Origin of the sequence: Aureisphaera galaxeae (genome assembly GCF_028561275.1) — a bacterium.
GTDB lineage: Bacteria > Bacteroidota > Bacteroidia > Flavobacteriales > Flavobacteriaceae > Aureisphaera > Aureisphaera galaxeae.
In genome coordinates, this window is sequence record NZ_JAQQTF010000005.1 from 1 (window position 1) to 16,191 (window position 16,191).

The 16,191-nt window shown below is 42.2% G+C and carries 19 protein-coding genes; 7 read left to right on the top strand and 12 right to left on the bottom strand.

The genetic code is table 11. The annotated features are described in order from the left end of the window. On the top strand, nucleotides 1-351 hold a 351-nt coding region (locus tag POV27_RS10165), incomplete at its 5' end, for a T9SS type A sorting domain-containing protein (protein ID WP_272862660.1). A gap of 77 nt (nucleotides 352-428) precedes the next feature. Here POV27_RS10165 and POV27_RS10170 read toward each other — a convergent pair. Further along, nucleotides 429-545, bottom strand: a complete 117-nt coding sequence (locus POV27_RS10170) for a 30S ribosomal protein THX (protein WP_272862661.1) — start codon at nucleotides 543-545, stop codon at nucleotides 429-431. A 173-nt stretch (nucleotides 546-718) separates the two neighbouring features. Between POV27_RS10170 and POV27_RS10175 the strand changes: the two genes are divergently transcribed. Next, a complete protein-coding gene (locus POV27_RS10175) occupies nucleotides 719-1,675 on the top strand; it encodes a T9SS type A sorting domain-containing protein (protein WP_272862662.1) in 957 nt (318 codons plus the stop codon). A gap of 96 nt (nucleotides 1,676-1,771) precedes the next feature. Here the strand turns inward: POV27_RS10175 and trpA are convergent, their stop codons facing one another. From trpA to POV27_RS10220, 9 genes are all read right to left on the bottom strand, one after another. After that, nucleotides 1,772-2,533, bottom strand: a complete 762-nt coding sequence (gene trpA / locus POV27_RS10180; RefSeq protein WP_272862663.1) for a tryptophan synthase subunit alpha — start codon at nucleotides 2,531-2,533, stop codon at nucleotides 1,772-1,774. A 33-nt stretch (nucleotides 2,534-2,566) separates the two neighbouring features. Beyond that, nucleotides 2,567-3,748, bottom strand: coding sequence for a tryptophan synthase subunit beta (trpB, locus tag POV27_RS10185; protein WP_272862664.1), 1,182 nt, complete (start codon nucleotides 3,746-3,748; stop codon nucleotides 2,567-2,569). After that, on the bottom strand, nucleotides 3,732-4,331 hold the full coding sequence (locus tag POV27_RS10190; RefSeq protein WP_272862665.1) for a phosphoribosylanthranilate isomerase: 600 nt from the start codon (nucleotides 4,329-4,331) through the stop codon (nucleotides 3,732-3,734). Before POV27_RS10190 ends, trpB begins: the two co-directional genes overlap by 17 nt. A 26-nt stretch (nucleotides 4,332-4,357) precedes the next feature. Next, a complete protein-coding gene (gene trpC / locus POV27_RS10195) occupies nucleotides 4,358-5,137 on the bottom strand; it encodes an indole-3-glycerol phosphate synthase TrpC (RefSeq protein WP_272862666.1) in 780 nt (259 codons plus the stop codon). Further along, a complete protein-coding gene (gene trpD / locus POV27_RS10200; protein ID WP_272862667.1) occupies nucleotides 5,138-6,133 on the bottom strand; it encodes an anthranilate phosphoribosyltransferase in 996 nt (331 codons plus the stop codon). 11 nt (nucleotides 6,134-6,144) lie between these two features. Then, the gene (locus tag POV27_RS10205) at nucleotides 6,145-6,711 is read right to left on the bottom strand and encodes an anthranilate synthase component II (RefSeq protein WP_272862668.1); all 567 of its coding nucleotides are present in this window, start codon (nucleotides 6,709-6,711) and stop codon (nucleotides 6,145-6,147) included. A gap of 1 nt (nucleotide 6,712) precedes the next feature. Further along, on the bottom strand, nucleotides 6,713-8,113 hold the full coding sequence (locus tag POV27_RS10210) for an anthranilate synthase component I family protein (RefSeq protein WP_272862669.1): 1,401 nt from the start codon (nucleotides 8,111-8,113) through the stop codon (nucleotides 6,713-6,715). Between the two features lie 180 nt (nucleotides 8,114-8,293). Then, nucleotides 8,294-8,863 carry a YceI family protein gene (locus POV27_RS10215; protein ID WP_272862670.1) on the bottom strand — a complete coding sequence of 190 codons (570 nt, stop codon included), beginning with the start codon at nucleotides 8,861-8,863 and terminating at the stop codon, nucleotides 8,294-8,296. 16 nt (nucleotides 8,864-8,879) lie between these two features. After that, nucleotides 8,880-9,335 carry a MarR family winged helix-turn-helix transcriptional regulator gene (locus POV27_RS10220; RefSeq protein ID WP_272862671.1) on the bottom strand — a complete coding sequence of 152 codons (456 nt, stop codon included), beginning with the start codon at nucleotides 9,333-9,335 and terminating at the stop codon, nucleotides 8,880-8,882. 160 nt (nucleotides 9,336-9,495) lie between these two features. On the opposite strand from POV27_RS10220, the gene POV27_RS10225 reads away from it, so the two are divergent. From POV27_RS10225 to POV27_RS10240, 4 genes are all read left to right on the top strand, one after another. Then, the gene (locus POV27_RS10225) at nucleotides 9,496-10,044 is read left to right on the top strand and encodes a TlpA disulfide reductase family protein (protein ID WP_272862672.1); all 549 of its coding nucleotides are present in this window, start codon (nucleotides 9,496-9,498) and stop codon (nucleotides 10,042-10,044) included. A gap of 11 nt (nucleotides 10,045-10,055) precedes the next feature. After that, nucleotides 10,056-10,709 carry a thioredoxin family protein gene (locus tag POV27_RS10230; protein ID WP_272862673.1) on the top strand — a complete coding sequence of 218 codons (654 nt, stop codon included), beginning with the start codon at nucleotides 10,056-10,058 and terminating at the stop codon, nucleotides 10,707-10,709. Between the two features lie 111 nt (nucleotides 10,710-10,820). Beyond that, a complete protein-coding gene (locus tag POV27_RS10235; RefSeq protein ID WP_272862674.1) occupies nucleotides 10,821-11,135 on the top strand; it encodes a rhodanese-like domain-containing protein in 315 nt (104 codons plus the stop codon). A gap of 10 nt (nucleotides 11,136-11,145) precedes the next feature. Continuing rightward, nucleotides 11,146-11,541, top strand: coding sequence for a rhodanese-like domain-containing protein (locus tag POV27_RS10240; RefSeq protein ID WP_272862675.1), 396 nt, complete (start codon nucleotides 11,146-11,148; stop codon nucleotides 11,539-11,541). A 52-nt stretch (nucleotides 11,542-11,593) separates the two neighbouring features. Here POV27_RS10240 and POV27_RS10245 read toward each other — a convergent pair whose 3' ends face one another. Both POV27_RS10245 and POV27_RS10250 read right to left on the bottom strand, forming a co-directional pair. Then, nucleotides 11,594-12,895 (bottom strand): dipeptidase, encoded by a 1,302-nt coding sequence (locus POV27_RS10245; RefSeq protein WP_272862676.1) that lies wholly within the window; start codon nucleotides 12,893-12,895, stop codon nucleotides 11,594-11,596. Between the two features lie 74 nt (nucleotides 12,896-12,969). Beyond that, nucleotides 12,970-14,448, bottom strand: a complete 1,479-nt coding sequence (locus POV27_RS10250; protein WP_272862677.1) for a helix-turn-helix domain-containing protein — start codon at nucleotides 14,446-14,448, stop codon at nucleotides 12,970-12,972. Between the two features lie 118 nt (nucleotides 14,449-14,566). On the opposite strand from POV27_RS10250, the gene aceB reads away from it, so the two are divergent. Further along, complete coding sequence (aceB, locus tag POV27_RS10255; protein WP_272862678.1) at nucleotides 14,567-16,165, top strand: malate synthase A; 1,599 nt, start codon at nucleotides 14,567-14,569, stop codon at nucleotides 16,163-16,165. Nucleotides 16,166-16,191 lie beyond the last annotated feature (26 nt).

Consider the following 16,191-nt stretch of genomic DNA (forward strand, 5'->3'; position numbering starts at 1 on the left):
ACCTATACGATCACCCTGACGGCCGAGGACGAGTACGGGAACGTATCTACCTGTACCTTCGAGCTTACGGTGGAGAGCGTACTTGGTCTTGAGGACACGGTGCTTGACAATGCCATCAGCATCTACCCGAACCCAGCGGAGAGCGTGGTGAACCTTGCCAACACGGCCAACATCCTGTTGGACCAGGCGGCGATCTACGACACCAACGGTAGGCACATCCAGACCATCGACCTTAGCGACATGCAACAGGAGAAGGCCATAGACGTGTCCACCCTGGCAACGGGAGTGTACATGGTACTGATCACCAGTGACGAAGGTGCCGCTACGGTGAAAAGATTAGTGAAAGAATGAGGATTATGATAGTTAGTTAATGTAAGAACCCCCTTTGGAAACGAAGGGGGTTCTTTATTTTTTTAGGAGGAGGAAAACTACTTTTTCTTAGCAGGAGCCGCAGCGGTTTTTTTTCGCTTCTTTTTAGGACGAAGTCTGCCCGAAGTTCCCATAATGATTTTTCCCCTTTTCGTTTTTTTGTCTCCTTTTCCCATATGTATTTGTTTTATAGAGTGTTACTAAAGTTAATAAAAAAAAGCAAATCCTTTAGTAGTTATGTATTTGCCCCATCGAAGACACAAATTTTTGCATATCAGCAAGGTCTTCTTAGCGGTTTCTACTGCGAAAAACGTATATTAAAGTACATTAAACTTTAAATTTATTTATTATGAGAAAAAATTATCTATTGCTTTTGCTAACAGCATTCTTTGCTTTTAATATGAGTGCTCAGATTGACCCGTTCTTCGATAATCTTGAGGGTGAAACAGATGGGGCTGATGTATGTAGCACCCCGGGACCTAACGAGTGGTGGATCGACTGGTTCTCCGATTGTTCTACCGCCGGACAAGCAAGCAGTGCTCAGGCCTACAGTGGAAGTTTGTCTTTCTATGTACGTCCATCTGATCCTGGAGCAGGAGACGTTATCGATCCTGTACTGGACTTGGGTAACAAAATCTTCGGGACTTGGTACCTAAGCTTTTGGTACTATGTGCCTAGTAACCGGGAAGCCTATTTCAACATTCAAGGGGTCACCCCGATTGCAGGTGGGGAGTGGGTGGTAGGAAACATTCCTTTCAACGGAGACTTGCTTACACCTGGTGAAGGACAAATTGACAACTCTGCTTTAGGAGCTGTTACTTTCACCTTCCCACACGACCAGTGGTTTAGAATCTACATGGGATGGGATATCTCTGGTGGAATCTCTACGGCAACTTGGTTCATGTATGTTGACGGTAATGAAGTAATTCCTCCGGGAACTGCTTTCACTGATTCAGGAGGAACTGTTCCTACATCATTGGGGGGTTTAAACTTCTTCTCTGTGGGACCAAACAATGAGTACTATATTGATGATGTGGAATTCTGTGATTTCTGTACTGGAGGGATAAGTGACCTTGAGACAATTGGGGTTTCTATGCATCCTAACCCGGTTAAAGATCGATTGAACGTTCAAGCAAGAGAAGCGATCTCTAACGTCACTGTCTACAACCTATTGGGGCAGCAAGTATATACTGCTAACATTGATGCGCTCACTACAACCATAGATATGTCACAAATGACCACTGGAACCTACTTTGTACAGGTGGAAGTCAATGGTAGAACGGCCGTGGATAAAATCATAAAATAAACAATAGCTCCATTGTTTTATAGGAAAAGGGGTGCCATCTGGCACCCCTTTCTTTTGTCTTCCTATGTTCGGAATATACCTAAGTTAGTTATGTCTTTACCGAATTGAGGACACAAAGTTTTGTATGCCAGAAACACCTTCTTTTCGCAATGATTTTATGAAAGCACTTCCTATAATAGCCCCTTTCGATTTTTCGGTAGCCGCCTGAAAAGTGGAAGCATTGCTAATTCCGAATCCGACGATCTGCTGGCTGTTAAGTTCCATGCGGGCGATTCTATCAAAATAATTAGCTTGTTCTTCGCCAAAACCGTCTTTGGCACCCGTGGTACTCGCACTACTTACCATATAAATGAAACCGTTGGAAGCCTCATCTATCTGTCGTATGCGTGCCTCAGACGTCTGAGGGGTGATTAAAAACACATTGATAAGTCCGTATTGCTCAAATATGGATTGGTAGTGCTCTTGGTATTCGGCCAAGGGAAGATCAGGAAGAATGAGCCCATCGATTCCAATTTCTTGGCATTTCGCACAGAAGGCTTCCACACCGTATTGTAAAACAGGGTTGAAATACCCCATAAGGATTAAAGGAATGGAGATATGCTCCCGAACAGCTGCTAACTGATCAAAAAGCTTTTGGGTGGTCATTCCGTTATTCAAAGCTTGGGTAGAACTTTCTTGAATGGTAGGGCCATCGGCCAATGGATCGCTAAAAGGGAGGCCTATTTCTACCATATCCACTCCCGATTGTTCTAATTGCTTTAGTATAGGCACCGTGTCTTCCAAGGCAGGAAAACCAGCAGTAAAGTAAATGGACAATAGCTTTTTATCTTCTTGAAGTTTTTGGTTGATTCTATTCATATACTTCTATTTAGATCAGGAAATCCCCTCTGGCTAGAGATTAAAATAATTTATATAAGTGTTAAGGTCCTTGTCCCCACGGCCACTTAAGTTTAATACGACCACATCGTCTTCCTTAAATTTTCGCTGTTCGAAAATGGCCAAGGCATGACTGCTTTCTATAGCGGGAATGATCCCTTCGAGTTTGCAAAGTTCCAATCCTGCTTTCATAGCGTTCTCGTCGGTGATGGAAATGAATTCACCGCGGCCGCTAGCAAACAAATGTGCATGCATGGGGCCTACTCCCGGATAATCCAAACCTGCCGAAATGGAATACGGTTCGGTGATTTGACCATCTGCCGTCTGCATCAATAGCGTTTTGCTCCCATGAATGATTCCCATTTTCCCTAAGGCGGAAGTTGCTGCACTTTCTCCCGTGTCGATACCCTTTCCTGCGGCTTCTACCGCGATGATGCCCACTTCAGGTTCATTGAGATAGTGGTAATAGATGCCCGCGGCATTACTTCCTCCTCCAACACATGCCACTACATAATCGGGTCGCTCACGTCCTTCTTTTTCCAGCAATTGCTTTTGGGTTTCTTCACTAATAACGCTTTGGAAACGAGCCACCATATCGGGATAGGGATGCGGCCCAACAACACTGCCTATGATGTAATGGGTATCTACTGGGTTATTGATCCAATCGCGAATGGCTTCGTTGGTGGCATCCTTTAAGGTTTTACTTCCGCTGGTCGCTGGGACCACAGTTGCACCCAGCATTTTCATTCGGGCCACATTGGGGGCTTGCCGCTTAATGTCGATCTCACCCATATATACAATACACTCCAGTCCCATCAAGGCGCAGACCGTAGCGGTTGCCACACCATGCTGCCCAGCACCCGTTTCCGCGATGATGCGGTTTTTACCCAGTCGCTTGGCCAATAGAATCTGTCCAATGGTATTGTTTACTTTATGGGCTCCAGTATGACAAAGGTCCTCACGTTTTAAATAAACCTTGGTGTTGTATTTTTCTGAAAAACGTTCGGCAAAGTAGAGCGGGGTTGGTCTCCCGACATAGTCTCGCAACAACTGGCGAAATTCTTTCTGAAAGCCTTCTTCTGCGGTGATGCTTAGGTATTGTTGACGCAGTTCCTCTACATTGGGATATAGCATTTCTGGGATATAGGCGCCACCAAATTCTCCGTAGTATCCTTTTTCGTTAACGTTGTAATTCATGATTCAATTTTTTTAATGCTGAAATATCTTTAAGGCCGGGTTTCACTTCGAACCGGCTGTTTACATCAATGGCGTAAATGGGTAGATCGGTTTGTAAAAGAGCTCGTACCTTGTCCATTTCCTCTAAACCAATCCCTCCACTTAAGACGAAAGGCTTTTTACTGGGATAGTCCTTTAGTACGGACCAATCGAAGGTATACCCATTGCCTCCTTTTTCCTTGCCTTTGGTATCGAACAAGTATTTGTCGACCACCGATTCGTAGGATTGCAGGATTTTAAAATCGAAGGTGTCTTTAATGGAAAAAACTTTCCACAGTTCAACCGCTTCCGAAGCAAGCTGATCTTTTAATACCCAGCAATAACGATCCGATTCTTCACCGTGAAGCTGAATGACATCAAACCCGAACTGCTTTGTTTTTTCGATAATGAATTCGATGGAAGCATCTACAAACACTCCGACTCTTTTGGACGTTCGCGTATCCGATATGGATTCCCGATCGAAATTCCTGGGACTTTTTTCATAGAAAATGAATCCCAAGTAGTCGGGTCGCAACTCGTCTACGGCAGCCGTGTTGTGTTTCATTCCACATATTTTGAGTCGAAGGTCCATTACAGATGATCTATAAATTCTTTTGCTTTATTTCCAGGGTGATCGCTTTTCATAAAGTATTCACCCATGAGAAACCCTTGGAATCCGTATTGTCTCAGCTCGTTGATGGCTTTGAGGCTACTGATGCCACTTTCGGAAACCTTCACAAATTCATTTGGGATCTTTTCTGATAGTGCTTTACTCGTATCCAAAGAAACCTCGAAGGTTTTTAAGTTTCTATTATTAACTCCTAATAAGTCCACTGTGGGATGTAGGGATTTGTTGAGTTCTACTTCGTTGTGTACTTCGAGAAGGACATCCAATCCCAATTCCTTGGCTAAGGCCGAAAAGGATTTCAATTCTTCTTCAGAAAGACAGGCCGCAATCAATAAAATCGCATCGGCGCCATGAGCTTTTGCTTCGTGTATTTGATAAGGATCTACGATAAACTCTTTGCGCAATAAAGGAATGGACACCGAATGTCGTGCCAATACCAAATCTTCTAAGGAACCTCCGAAGAATTTAGTGTCGGTAAGTATAGAAATGGCACTCACCCCTGCATTTTCGTATCCCTTTACTACTTCGGGTAATAATACTTTATCATTAATGACCGACTTGCTTGGCGAGCGTCTTTTGTGCTCGGCAATAATACCCGTGTTCGAATTTCGGATGGAATGGGCCATAGAAATACAGTCCCTTTCATAGTAAGGCAAGCTTTCGATGATAGAAAGCGGAAATGCCTCTTTCTTGGCTTCGACTTCCTTGCGTTTATAGGCGGTTATTTTTTCGAGTATGGTCATTTAGTTAGCGCTTAATTCCTGTAGTTTTTTCAATGTTTTTAAGGCATTGCCCGATAGCAGACTTTCTTTTGCCTTTTCGAATCCATCGATAATGGAAGATCCATTTACTGTTGAAATGGCCAGCCCCGCATTGGCACAAACGACATTGTTTTGGGCTTCGGTGCCTTTTCCATTAAGGATGTCGGTAAATATTTGAGCAGAACTCTCCACGGTTTCACCGCCATAGATATCACTTTGCTGAATTCGTTTTACACCAAATGTTTCAGGAAGTAAGACCTTTTCCGTGACATTGGAAATCATCTTCACGGGGCCTGTTAATGAAACTTCATCATAACCATCCATCGCGTGAAGTACTGCAAAGTTTTTGGTGCCTTTTTGATAGAGATAGCCATACATACGGGCCAACTCCAAATTGAAAACCCCTACCAATTGGTTTTTCGGGAACGCTGGATTTACCATAGGACCGAGCATATTGAAGAAGGTTTTTACACCCAGTTCACGACGGATGGGTGCCACGTTTTTCATGGCTGGGTGAAATAGGGGAGCATGCAAAATACAAATACCTGCTTCGTCCAGAGACCTTTTTAGATAGTCCCTTTCATTGCTGAATTTTATCCCTAATTGTTCCATTACGTTGCTGCTTCCACTAATGGAAGAAACCCCATAATTTCCATGCTTGGTAACCTTCACTCCAGCTCCTGCCGTGACAAATGAGGCTAGGGTAGAGATATTGAAGGTGTTTTTTCCGTCCCCTCCCGTACCGCAAAGATCGATGGTGTTGTAATCGGCGACATCGACGGGAACGCATAGTTCTAGAAGGGCGTCCCTAAAACCTTCCAATTCTTCCAAAGCGATGCTTCGCATCATATAAACGGTAATGAAGGCGGCAATCTGACTGGAATTATAGGCCCCTTCACTAATGGAGACTAGTACATTTCTCGCCTCTTCCTTGGTGAGTTGTTCGTGGTTGATGAGTCTGTTCAGAATTTTTTTCATGGTCATCTATTTTAGGCGGCCACCCAGTTTTTGATCATTTGTTTTCCTTTGGGAGTAAGCACACTTTCCGGATGAAACTGTACTCCACGAATATCGAAATCCCGATGGCGCAGGGACATGATTTGTCCGTTTTCGTCTATGGAAGTGATTTCCAATGCTGCTGGAAAGTCTTCTTTAGAAACTACCCAAGAATGGTAACGGCCAATTTCAATTTCTTGGTCCAAGCCTTTAAACAAGGGTTCATCGTTCACTAGAAGGGTTGCTTTTGTAGCAACACCATGGAAAACTTCACTTAGGTTGATGATCGATCCACCGAATACTTCCCCAATGGCCTGCTGACCGAGACAAACCCCCAAGATTGGGATTTTACCTGCGTAGGCTTCAATGACATCTTTTAATAGACCGGCTTCATCGGGAATGCCAGGACCAGGCGATAACAATATCTTATCGTAATTGGCTACCTCGTCCAATTGAAACTGGTCGTTTCTTTTTACGGTTACCTCTACATCCAATTCTTCGAGATAATGAACCAAATTGTATACAAAACTGTCGTAATTGTCTATTACCAGTACTTTCATGTTATAGGGTTTCTGCCAATTCTAAGGCACGGAGCAAGGCTCCTAATTTGTTATACACTTCTTGTAATTCTTTTTCTTCATTGCTTTCACTTACAATACCTGCCCCGGCTTGAAAATGTAACTGATGATCTTTGCTTACAAAGGACCGGATAATGATGGCATGGTTGAAGTTGCCGTTGAAATCCATAAAACCAATCGCTCCTCCGTAAAAATCGCGGTTCACATTTTCGTATTGCTCCAACAATTGCATGGCCCTGTGTTTGGGAGCGCCACTTAGCGTTCCCGCTGGAAAAGTGTCTGCTACAATCTGAAGGGTAGGGGTATCCGGATTTTTAAGCGCGGTTACTTTGCTTACCAAATGAATGACATGCGAAAAGAATTGCACCTCTCGGTAGGTCTCAACCTTCACATCGCTTCCATGGCGGCTTAGATCATTGCGGGCAAGATCTACGAGCATGACATGCTCGCTGTTTTCTTTTTCATCGGCCGCCAGTTCCTTTGCCAGGGCTGCATCTTGTTCGTCATTCCCTGTTCTTTTAAAGGTCCCTGCGATGGGATGTATTTCGGCACGATCGTCTTTTACAACCAATTGCGCTTCTGGGGAACTTCCAAAAATTTTGAAGTTGCCGTAATCGAAATAGAATAGATACGGAGAAGGGTTTACACTTCGTAAGGCGCGATATACGTTGAATTCATCCCCTTCGAAGCCTTGGGTAAAACGTTTACTAGGCACTATTTGGAACACATCGCCTCGAGCACAATGTTCTTTGCAGGTGCGCACCAATTGTTTGAAGCCTTCATCATCTATATTGGTTTTGGGTGCTCCATTTTTGGTGAAGGGATACTCCGCGAAATTTTTGGATCGCAATAACTGTTCTATCTGTCCAATATTGCTTTCACTCTCGTAACAATGGGAAAAGATATAGGCTTCGTTATTGAAATGATTAATGGCGATGATGTTTTGATAGATAGCGTAATAGAGGTCGGGGATTTCCAGATCGCCTTCCTTTTTGGAGATTTCAATATTCTCGAAATAGCGAACTGCATCGTAGGCCATATAACCGAAAAGCCCGTTGTGAATGAACTTGAATTTTTCCGACGCTTCACATTCAAAAGAGGCGGCAAAGGCATTCATGAGTTCGGTCACCTCTGTATTTGCATCAATCTCCGATGCTAAACGACTCCCGTCGGGAAACTTCTGAATCACCTTTTCATTTGCCACTTGGAAGGAGGAAATCGGATTAAAGCATACATAGCTAAAAGTGTTGTCGTTGGCACGATAGTCGCTACTTTCCAACAACAGGCTATTTGGAAACTTATCCCGCAGCCTAAGGTAGACAGATACTGGGGTGAGCGTGTCTGCCAATAGTCTTTTTGAATGTGTTTTTAAGTTGTATTTCATGTTTTGTTGAAATAAAAAAGGCTTATCGTGATGATAAGCCTTCGTGTATATTTTTTCACACTAGTGGTTATGCTCACGACATTCGACGTAAGTTTTTCCACCACCAAGTATGAGTATTGTTCATTTGCATTGTTGGTTCAAATATAGAAATGATATTTTAAATGACAAATGAAAAATAAATTAAAATTGTAGGTCAACCGCTAGGTCGAAAAGATCTTTAATTGCTTTGTTTCCCAAGTTGTCGAAAAAGCTTCCAGATCCGTATTTAATTCCAAATTTGGTGCGGTCAATGCTTACTTTGGCAGTGGCATTGTTACCATTCATGTCCATTTTGAAACTAATGGGCTTTGTTACCCCTTTAATGGTAATACTACCTTCTACAGCATAGGTGTTACCTGTTTTAGAACTACCGGCGATTACCAGGGTAGCTGTAGGGTGATTGGCCACACCAAAGAAGTCATCACTGCTTAGGTGACCTTCCAATTTCTCTTTTCCTTTTCCAGCTTTAAGATCGGTTACCTGTAGGCTGGTCATATCGATTACGAATTCTCCACCCACAATACGATCGTTATCCATTTCTAGGTATCCTTCCTTAAGATTGATAGTTCCCGTATGCTTTCCAGTCACTTTTCTTCCAATCCAAGTAATAGAGCTCTCCTTAACCTTCATTTTCTTGACCACAGGTGGTGTGAAGGCGGTAAAAGATGTAGCAATAAGCGCTACTAATACGATTTTAAGTGTCTTTTTCATGTTGTTTGTTTTTGAGTTATTCATTGCTTCTTAATTTATCTAGTAGTGTATTTAAAGTTTCTTGTTCGTCTTTGGTAAGGTGTTTTAGTATTTCTTTGTTAGCTTCGTCGGTTACAGGATCCAAGTCCTTTAATAATTGTAGTCCCTTTTCTGTAATGAAAATTTCAACCTTTCTGCGGTTTTGTTCACATACACGTCGTTCTACGAGTTCTTTTACGATCAATTTATCCACCAATCGGGTCGTATTGCTGCTCTTATCGATCATGCGTTCCTGAAGGGTCGATAGGTTGGCCGGATTTCCTTTTTGCCCTCGTAAGATGCGAAGTACATTGTACTGCTGCATGGTAATATCGCGTGTCTTAAAGCGATCGATACTTTTTTCAATGTACCGAGAAGTATACATGATATTGATTACCGTTCTTGCGGGAAGCGGTATCTTTACGGTGGACTTTATGGCCTCTTCGATTGTCATTAATGTATCTACAATTGTTGTAGGTACAAATGTAAGTATGATTTTTGAATTTACAATCACTTTAACACGATTTTAATTTTTCTGAAGTGAATACTACCATAGGGTAATAAGGATATGTTAAATAAAGGTTTCGTATCTAGGACTTTACTATTTTTAGCTTATGAAATTTTTATCCCTTTGTTCACTGGCTTTACTGTTGTTTCTAGGTTGCAAAGAAACTCCTGAAAAAGAAGCCGCTGAAAATGTTGCTTCCGTTGAAACTGAAATCCAAGAGAATCCTCCGGTTGCTTCATCACTAATTCCTACATACAATTTCGACGAATTGGAAGAAACGTATTTTAAGGTTGAAAGTGACTCTACCTATGTTATCAATTTTTGGGCCACATGGTGCAAGCCTTGTGTGAAAGAGCTTCCTGCTTTCGAACAATTGCGCGAAAATCACGCAGCCAATAAGGTGAAAGTGGTGTTGGTAAGCCTGGATTTTCCCGAGCATGTAGAGAAGGCGGTAATTCCGTTTATTGAAAAGAAGGGATTGGAATCGGAAGTGGTGTTGTTGGATGATCCCGATGCCAATACATGGATTCCTAAAGTGAATCCCAAATGGAGCGGTGCGATCCCAGCTACCATTATATTGAATAAGGAAAAAAGTAAGTTCTACGAACAGTCCTTCACCTACGAAGAATTAGAAAAAGAAGTTATATCACTATAAATAAAAGAACCATGAAACTAAAAAAGTTACTTACCCTAGAGGTGGCCGCAGTGCTAGTGTCCTTTATTGCATTTTCGGCATTTATCAATTCTTCCCACAACGAGGAAGTATCGAACCCTGTTTCCGTCGATGGTTACAGTATTGGCGATGAAGCCGCTGGAATTAATTTATTGAATGTGGACGATACCATGGTGTCTTATGAGGATTATCCTGATGCTCTGGGCTTTATCGTTATTTTTACCTGTAACACCTGTCCTTATGCAGTGGCCAGTGAGGATCGAATTATTGCATTGGATGCCGAATTTAAGCCAAAAGGATTCCCGGTAATCGCGATTAACCCTAACGATCCAGCTGTTCAACCGGCGGATACCTTCGCGAAGATGAAACAAAAAGCAGCCGATAAAGGATTTACATTCCCATATCTGTATGACGAATCCAAATCAGTGTATGCTCAGTACGGAGCCAAGAAAACCCCGCATGTGTATTTGCTTCATAAAGAGAATAATAAGAACATTGTGAAGTACATTGGAGCCATAGATGACAACGTACGAAATGCCTCTGGTGTTAAGGAGCGTTTCTTGTCAAATGCCATTTACGAATTGCTCGACGGAAAGGAAGTAACCGTTAAGGAAACCAAGGCAATAGGATGCTCTATTAAGGTGTAAAAAAAGAAATTTATTTTGTTTAACATTTTTCCCGACTTGTTTTTGTAACATTTCGGGATTTTTTACGTCTATTGATAAGAGATTTTGTAATTTTAAGGAAAAATTAACACGATGCAAGACCTTACCCAAAGCCAATGGACAGAACAATTAGCGCAGGATGACAATGCGATGATCTTGGATGTTCGTACCGACTTAGAAGTGGCCGAAGGCATGATCCCCAATGCTAAACAAATTGATATTCAGAATGCAGGTGGTTTTATGCAAGAAGCCCAAGAGTTGGACAAATCTAAGAACTATTATGTGTATTGCAGATCTGGAGGGCGAAGTGCCCAAGCTTGTATGATTCTGAATTCATTGGGTTTCTCAAATACCTATAACCTCATGGGAGGAATTACGGAATGGGAAGGGGAGGTCATAACCCTATAAACTAACCGTTATGAAAAGGATATTATTCATGGCCCTAATGGCCAGCTTTGTCTTTCTCGGGTCCTGCAAGCAGGCCAATGACCGAGAAATTGAAATGGTATCTGCAATGAAAGTTTATGAAGCGGTCTATGGAGAGGAGAACTTACAATTGGTAGATGTGAGAACAAAGGATGAATTTGATGTGAGCCATCTTAAAAATGCTCAAAACATCTGTGTAACCAGTCCTGATTTTAAAGAAAAAGTAGCTTCCTTGGACAAGGAAAAGCCTGTATACGTATATTGCAAAAAAGGAGGTAGGAGTGCTAAAGCCGCTTCTATCTTAAAGGATATGGGCTTTACCAAGGTATACGACCTGCAAGGTGGAATTACCTCTTGGCAGGAAGAAGGATTGGAAACAATTAATTAAAGATTATCCATACTGGAAAGAAAAGGCTATCCCACAAAGGATAGCCTTTTTTTTATGATCCTTTTTGAAGTTCTGCCGCTACTGCCTGTACTTCGTCCAATACCCTCAATAAGTTACCGCTCCATAGTTTTTCGATTTCGGCTTCAGTATATCCTCTTCGGACCAATTCTAAAGTTACATTGAAGGTTTCTGAGGCATCACCCCAACCTTCAATTCCCCCTCCACCATCAAAATCACTGCTAATGCCGACATGCTCCAAGCCCATCTTTTCCACGAGGTAATCAATATGGTCCACGAAGTCGGCAACGTCTACTTCCGGTGGTAGATCGGTCATGGTTTTGGTTTTTGCTTTCACGATGCGGGACATTTCCTCATACGCCGCATAATACGAATCACGGTATTCTGGTTCCAGCTTGCGCACTTCAGACCAAGATAAGAGCATCATCCCCAAGGAGTCCATCACTTTTTCCTGCATTCCCTTTACCACCTTGTTACGGGCTTCATATTTTTCAGTATTCAGATAACTTCTGAAAGCCACGGTTTGAACCACGCCGCCATTTTCCTTCATCCATTGCAATTGTTCGTCGTCCAGATTCCGACTGTGATCACAAAGTGCCCTTGCTGAAGAATGGGAGGCGATAATGGGCGCTTTTGTCAATTCGATCATTTGCCGCATGGATTCTTTGGAAGGGTGGGATACATCGATCATCATTCCCAAACGGTTCATTTCGGCTACTACTTCCTTCCCCAACTCACTCAGGCCATTGTGTAACCAAACATCATCTTCCTCCCCGGTATTACTATCGCACAATTGACTATGTCCATTGTGGGATAAGGACATATAGCGTCCACCTATATCGTAAAACTTCTTTACATTGGTGATGTCCATACCCACAGGATATCCATTTTCAATCCCGATCATCGCGACTTTCTTTCCTTTGGCGTGAATGCTACGCACCTCTTCAGAAGTGGTGGCCAATTCAATATCGTTGGGAGCATATGTAGTTACCAGATCATTGATGGCCGTAAACTTAGCTATGGCGTTTTCGTAAGCCACTTCAAAACCTTGGTCTGTAAGGGAATCTTGCCCAGTATAAACAATGAACCAAGCCACATCCAATCCACCTGCTTTCATTTTCGGAAGGGTTACCTGGGTTTCCAATTCTTGGGTATAGTTAATGGAATCGGTGAAATTCTTCACATTGATATCACAGTGGGTGTCCAGGGTAATGACCCGTTCGTGTATGTCTTTGGCCTTGGCGATGAGCTGGTCTTCGGTCATAGCGGTTTCTTTGGGTTGATTGCAAGAAAAAATGAACAAGCAACTAATGAAAAGGAGGATGGAAGGTTTCATGGATGGTTATGTTTTCCCTAAAGGTAGGGAATATTAAGAAATGAAAATGAGGGGAATAGAAGGCCAATTCCCGCTTACGAATTGAACTTTTCGGTAAGTTCCTGTACAATGGTTTCGATCTTCTTGTTTTTATTCACTTTCTCCAATACCGTAGCTGGTGCTTTTCGAACCTTGCAATCTATAATAGAACAACGCTCGCAGGTAACACCCACATTTTGGGTGGTAATGGAAGGATCTTCCAAAAATTGAATCTTTCGTTGCAGCTGCTTGTTAATGAGTAGGCCAATACTGATGCTTCGGTAGTAATCTTCTTTAAAAGGATCTTTGGTAGCCGAAGAAAGTACCAAATACTTCATATCATCCTTTTGGTAATTGGAAATCTGAATATCGAATTCGTGATCCTTCTTGCATTTGCTAATGTCTTTCAGCACTTTTAACGAGACCCAACGACGGCAATAATGCTCGTTAGTTTCATTGGCATGGGGCGAATGTTGATGGGATAGGTGCAACTCCTTTTTCAGTCGGAATCGGTCACTTTTCGCTCTATGCGTAAACCGCAGGAAAAACAGGTTCTTAATATTGAACTCTTTGGGTAAAATATTCGTGAGTCGCTGATAAAAGGATTCCGGAGAGGCATTGAAAGCCCCCAAGGCTTCCAAGAATGCTGCGATATCGAAAGTGTCTTTTTCGAATATCTCATTGAGCTGTGTGGTAATTTTCGATTTGGGTAGAATAAGCGCACCAGCGAAATAGGAGGCATAGAAATTATTCAGTACTTGGTCGAAAGTGTCAAACTTAATCCATGGAAAGGTATACAGGCGTTCTTCGACCCCCATGAAATTATAGGCGAGCTCCTTGGCGTATATAAAGGTGCGTTGGGCTTCGTCTACTTCATTGGTAAGCAATAGGGTTTTGGTTTTGGGAGCAAAGACCGATCTCAAATTTCCAAGTGCTTCATACTTGTCCAATTCGTCTTCCTTAATAGTATATCCGTATTCTTCCACCAGGATTTCTTCCAAATCTTTGGAAACTACTGGCTGATTAAGACCTATTTGATAGGCCTTAGCGAATTTCAACACGCTTTGCTCTAAATCATCGAAGTAATTGTTGTTGGCCTCTTGGAAAGATCGTACCGATGCCAGAAAAAAGCTCTCCCGACTGAAGTTGTAATGCTGTGCAATTTCAATAATGGTACTAATAAAGGCATTCACTTTGGCCGGAGCATTGGCCACAATATCGATAAGGTCACTTTCTTTAATGCCAAACAGATCTAAAGGGATTTCTTTCAATATTTTGGATTGCAACAAATCTCCAATAGGAGCTAGGTTTTTATCCAGCTTTAAGGACACCAACTGATCATAAGGCACGTCCAGTTTGTCTGAAAGAATAGCAATCTTATCGGGCTTGGGATATTTTTTTCCGTTTTCAATTTCATTCAAATATGATTTCGATAATCCTGTAAGCTTGGACAATCCGAAAAGCGATAAATTCTTGTCAGTCCTTATCTGTTTTAGCTTTAGCCCGAATATGAGTTTAATATAACCTTCTTCCATATGAACAAATATATGCTTTTTTGCGAATATGTATATTTTGCGAAAAATAATATTTAGCGAACGTTCGCTTGTTTTTTCAAAATCTTTGTTTTACTATTGTGGTATAATTTCTAGTATCATGGAACAGACAGTCTTACAACAACCCAAAATCGGTTTCGCAAGGACCGTTACGAACTATTATCCCGAAGTACTCACCGATGAGGCTTTGGCTTTTATAACCGCCTTACATGAAAAATTTAATGCCCAGCGATTATTGCTTTTGGAAAGGCGTATACAACAACAAAAGATTTTTGATACGGGTAAGTTTCCCGAATTTCCCAGAGAAACCCAACAAATTAGGGAAGGGGAGTGGAAGGCATCAGAGATTCCTCACGATCTACAGGACAGACGGGTAGAGATCACAGGACCCGTGGATCGGAAAATGATCATTAATGCATTGAATTCTGGCGCCAAAACTTTTATGGCCGACTTGGAAGATAGCAATGCCCCAACTTGGAAGAACACGATCGAAGGGCAACAAAACCTAATGGATGCCACTAGCAAAACAATCTCCTTATTCGATACCAAGAAGGACAAGTCCTATCGTTTGAAGGAAGAAACTGCCGTTTTGCTGGTCCGTCCAAGAGGATTGCATTTAAATGAGAGACATCTTATCGTTAACAATGAAGAAGTTGCTGGAAGTCTCGTCGATTTCGGTTTATATGTGTACCATAACACAAGAACTTTGATGGAAAACGGAACAGCTCCCTACTTCTACCTTCCCAAATTGGAACACTATCTGGAAGCACGTTGGTGGAATGATGTATTCACCTTTGCGCAGGAATACTTGGGAGTACCTCAGGGTACCTTCAAGGCTACCGTTTTGGTGGAAACCATCACGGCAAGTTTTCAATTGGACGAGATCATATATGAACTAAAGGATCATATCGTTGGTTTAAACTGCGGCCGTTGGGACTATATCTTTTCATACATCAAGAAATTTAGAAATCACCCAGAATTTATCGTGCCGAATCGGGATCAGGTGACGATGACTTCGCCTTTTATGGATGCGTATTCCAAATTGGTGATTCAGCGGTGCCATAAAAGAGGCATTCTGGCCATTGGTGGAATGGCCGCCCAAATTCCCATTAAGAACAATGAAGAAGCCAATGCCTTGGCGCTGGAAAAAGTTCGGAAGGATAAAGAACGGGAAGTTAAAAATGGCCATGACGGTACCTGGGTAGCACATCCCGCCTTGGTAACGGTAGCCATGAACGAATTCAATAAGCACATGCCTACGGCAAATCAGCTACACATCACTCGTGACGATATTCAGATTACTGAAAAGGATTTGCTTAAAGTTCCCGAAGGAACCATTACGGAGGCTGGAGTTAGAAAGAACATTAATGTGGGGATTTTGTACACCGAAGCTTGGTTACGGGGTTATGGAGCTGTGGCTCTTTACAACCTGATGGAAGATGCTGCAACAGCCGAAATATCCAGAACTCAATTATGGCAATGGTTTCACAATGAAGTGAAACTGGACAATGGACTGCGCTTTACCATTCTTGTTTATATCGAACTATTTGAAGACGAAGTGGAGAAGTTACTTGCCGAATTCAATAACAACAATCGGGATACGACCCAATTGAAATTGGCCATCGAGATTTTTGACAAATTGGTGTTGTCTGAAAGATTCGAAGAATTCTTGACACTACCCGCTTACAAATACCTATAAAAAACAATCCTGCGATTGCGGACACA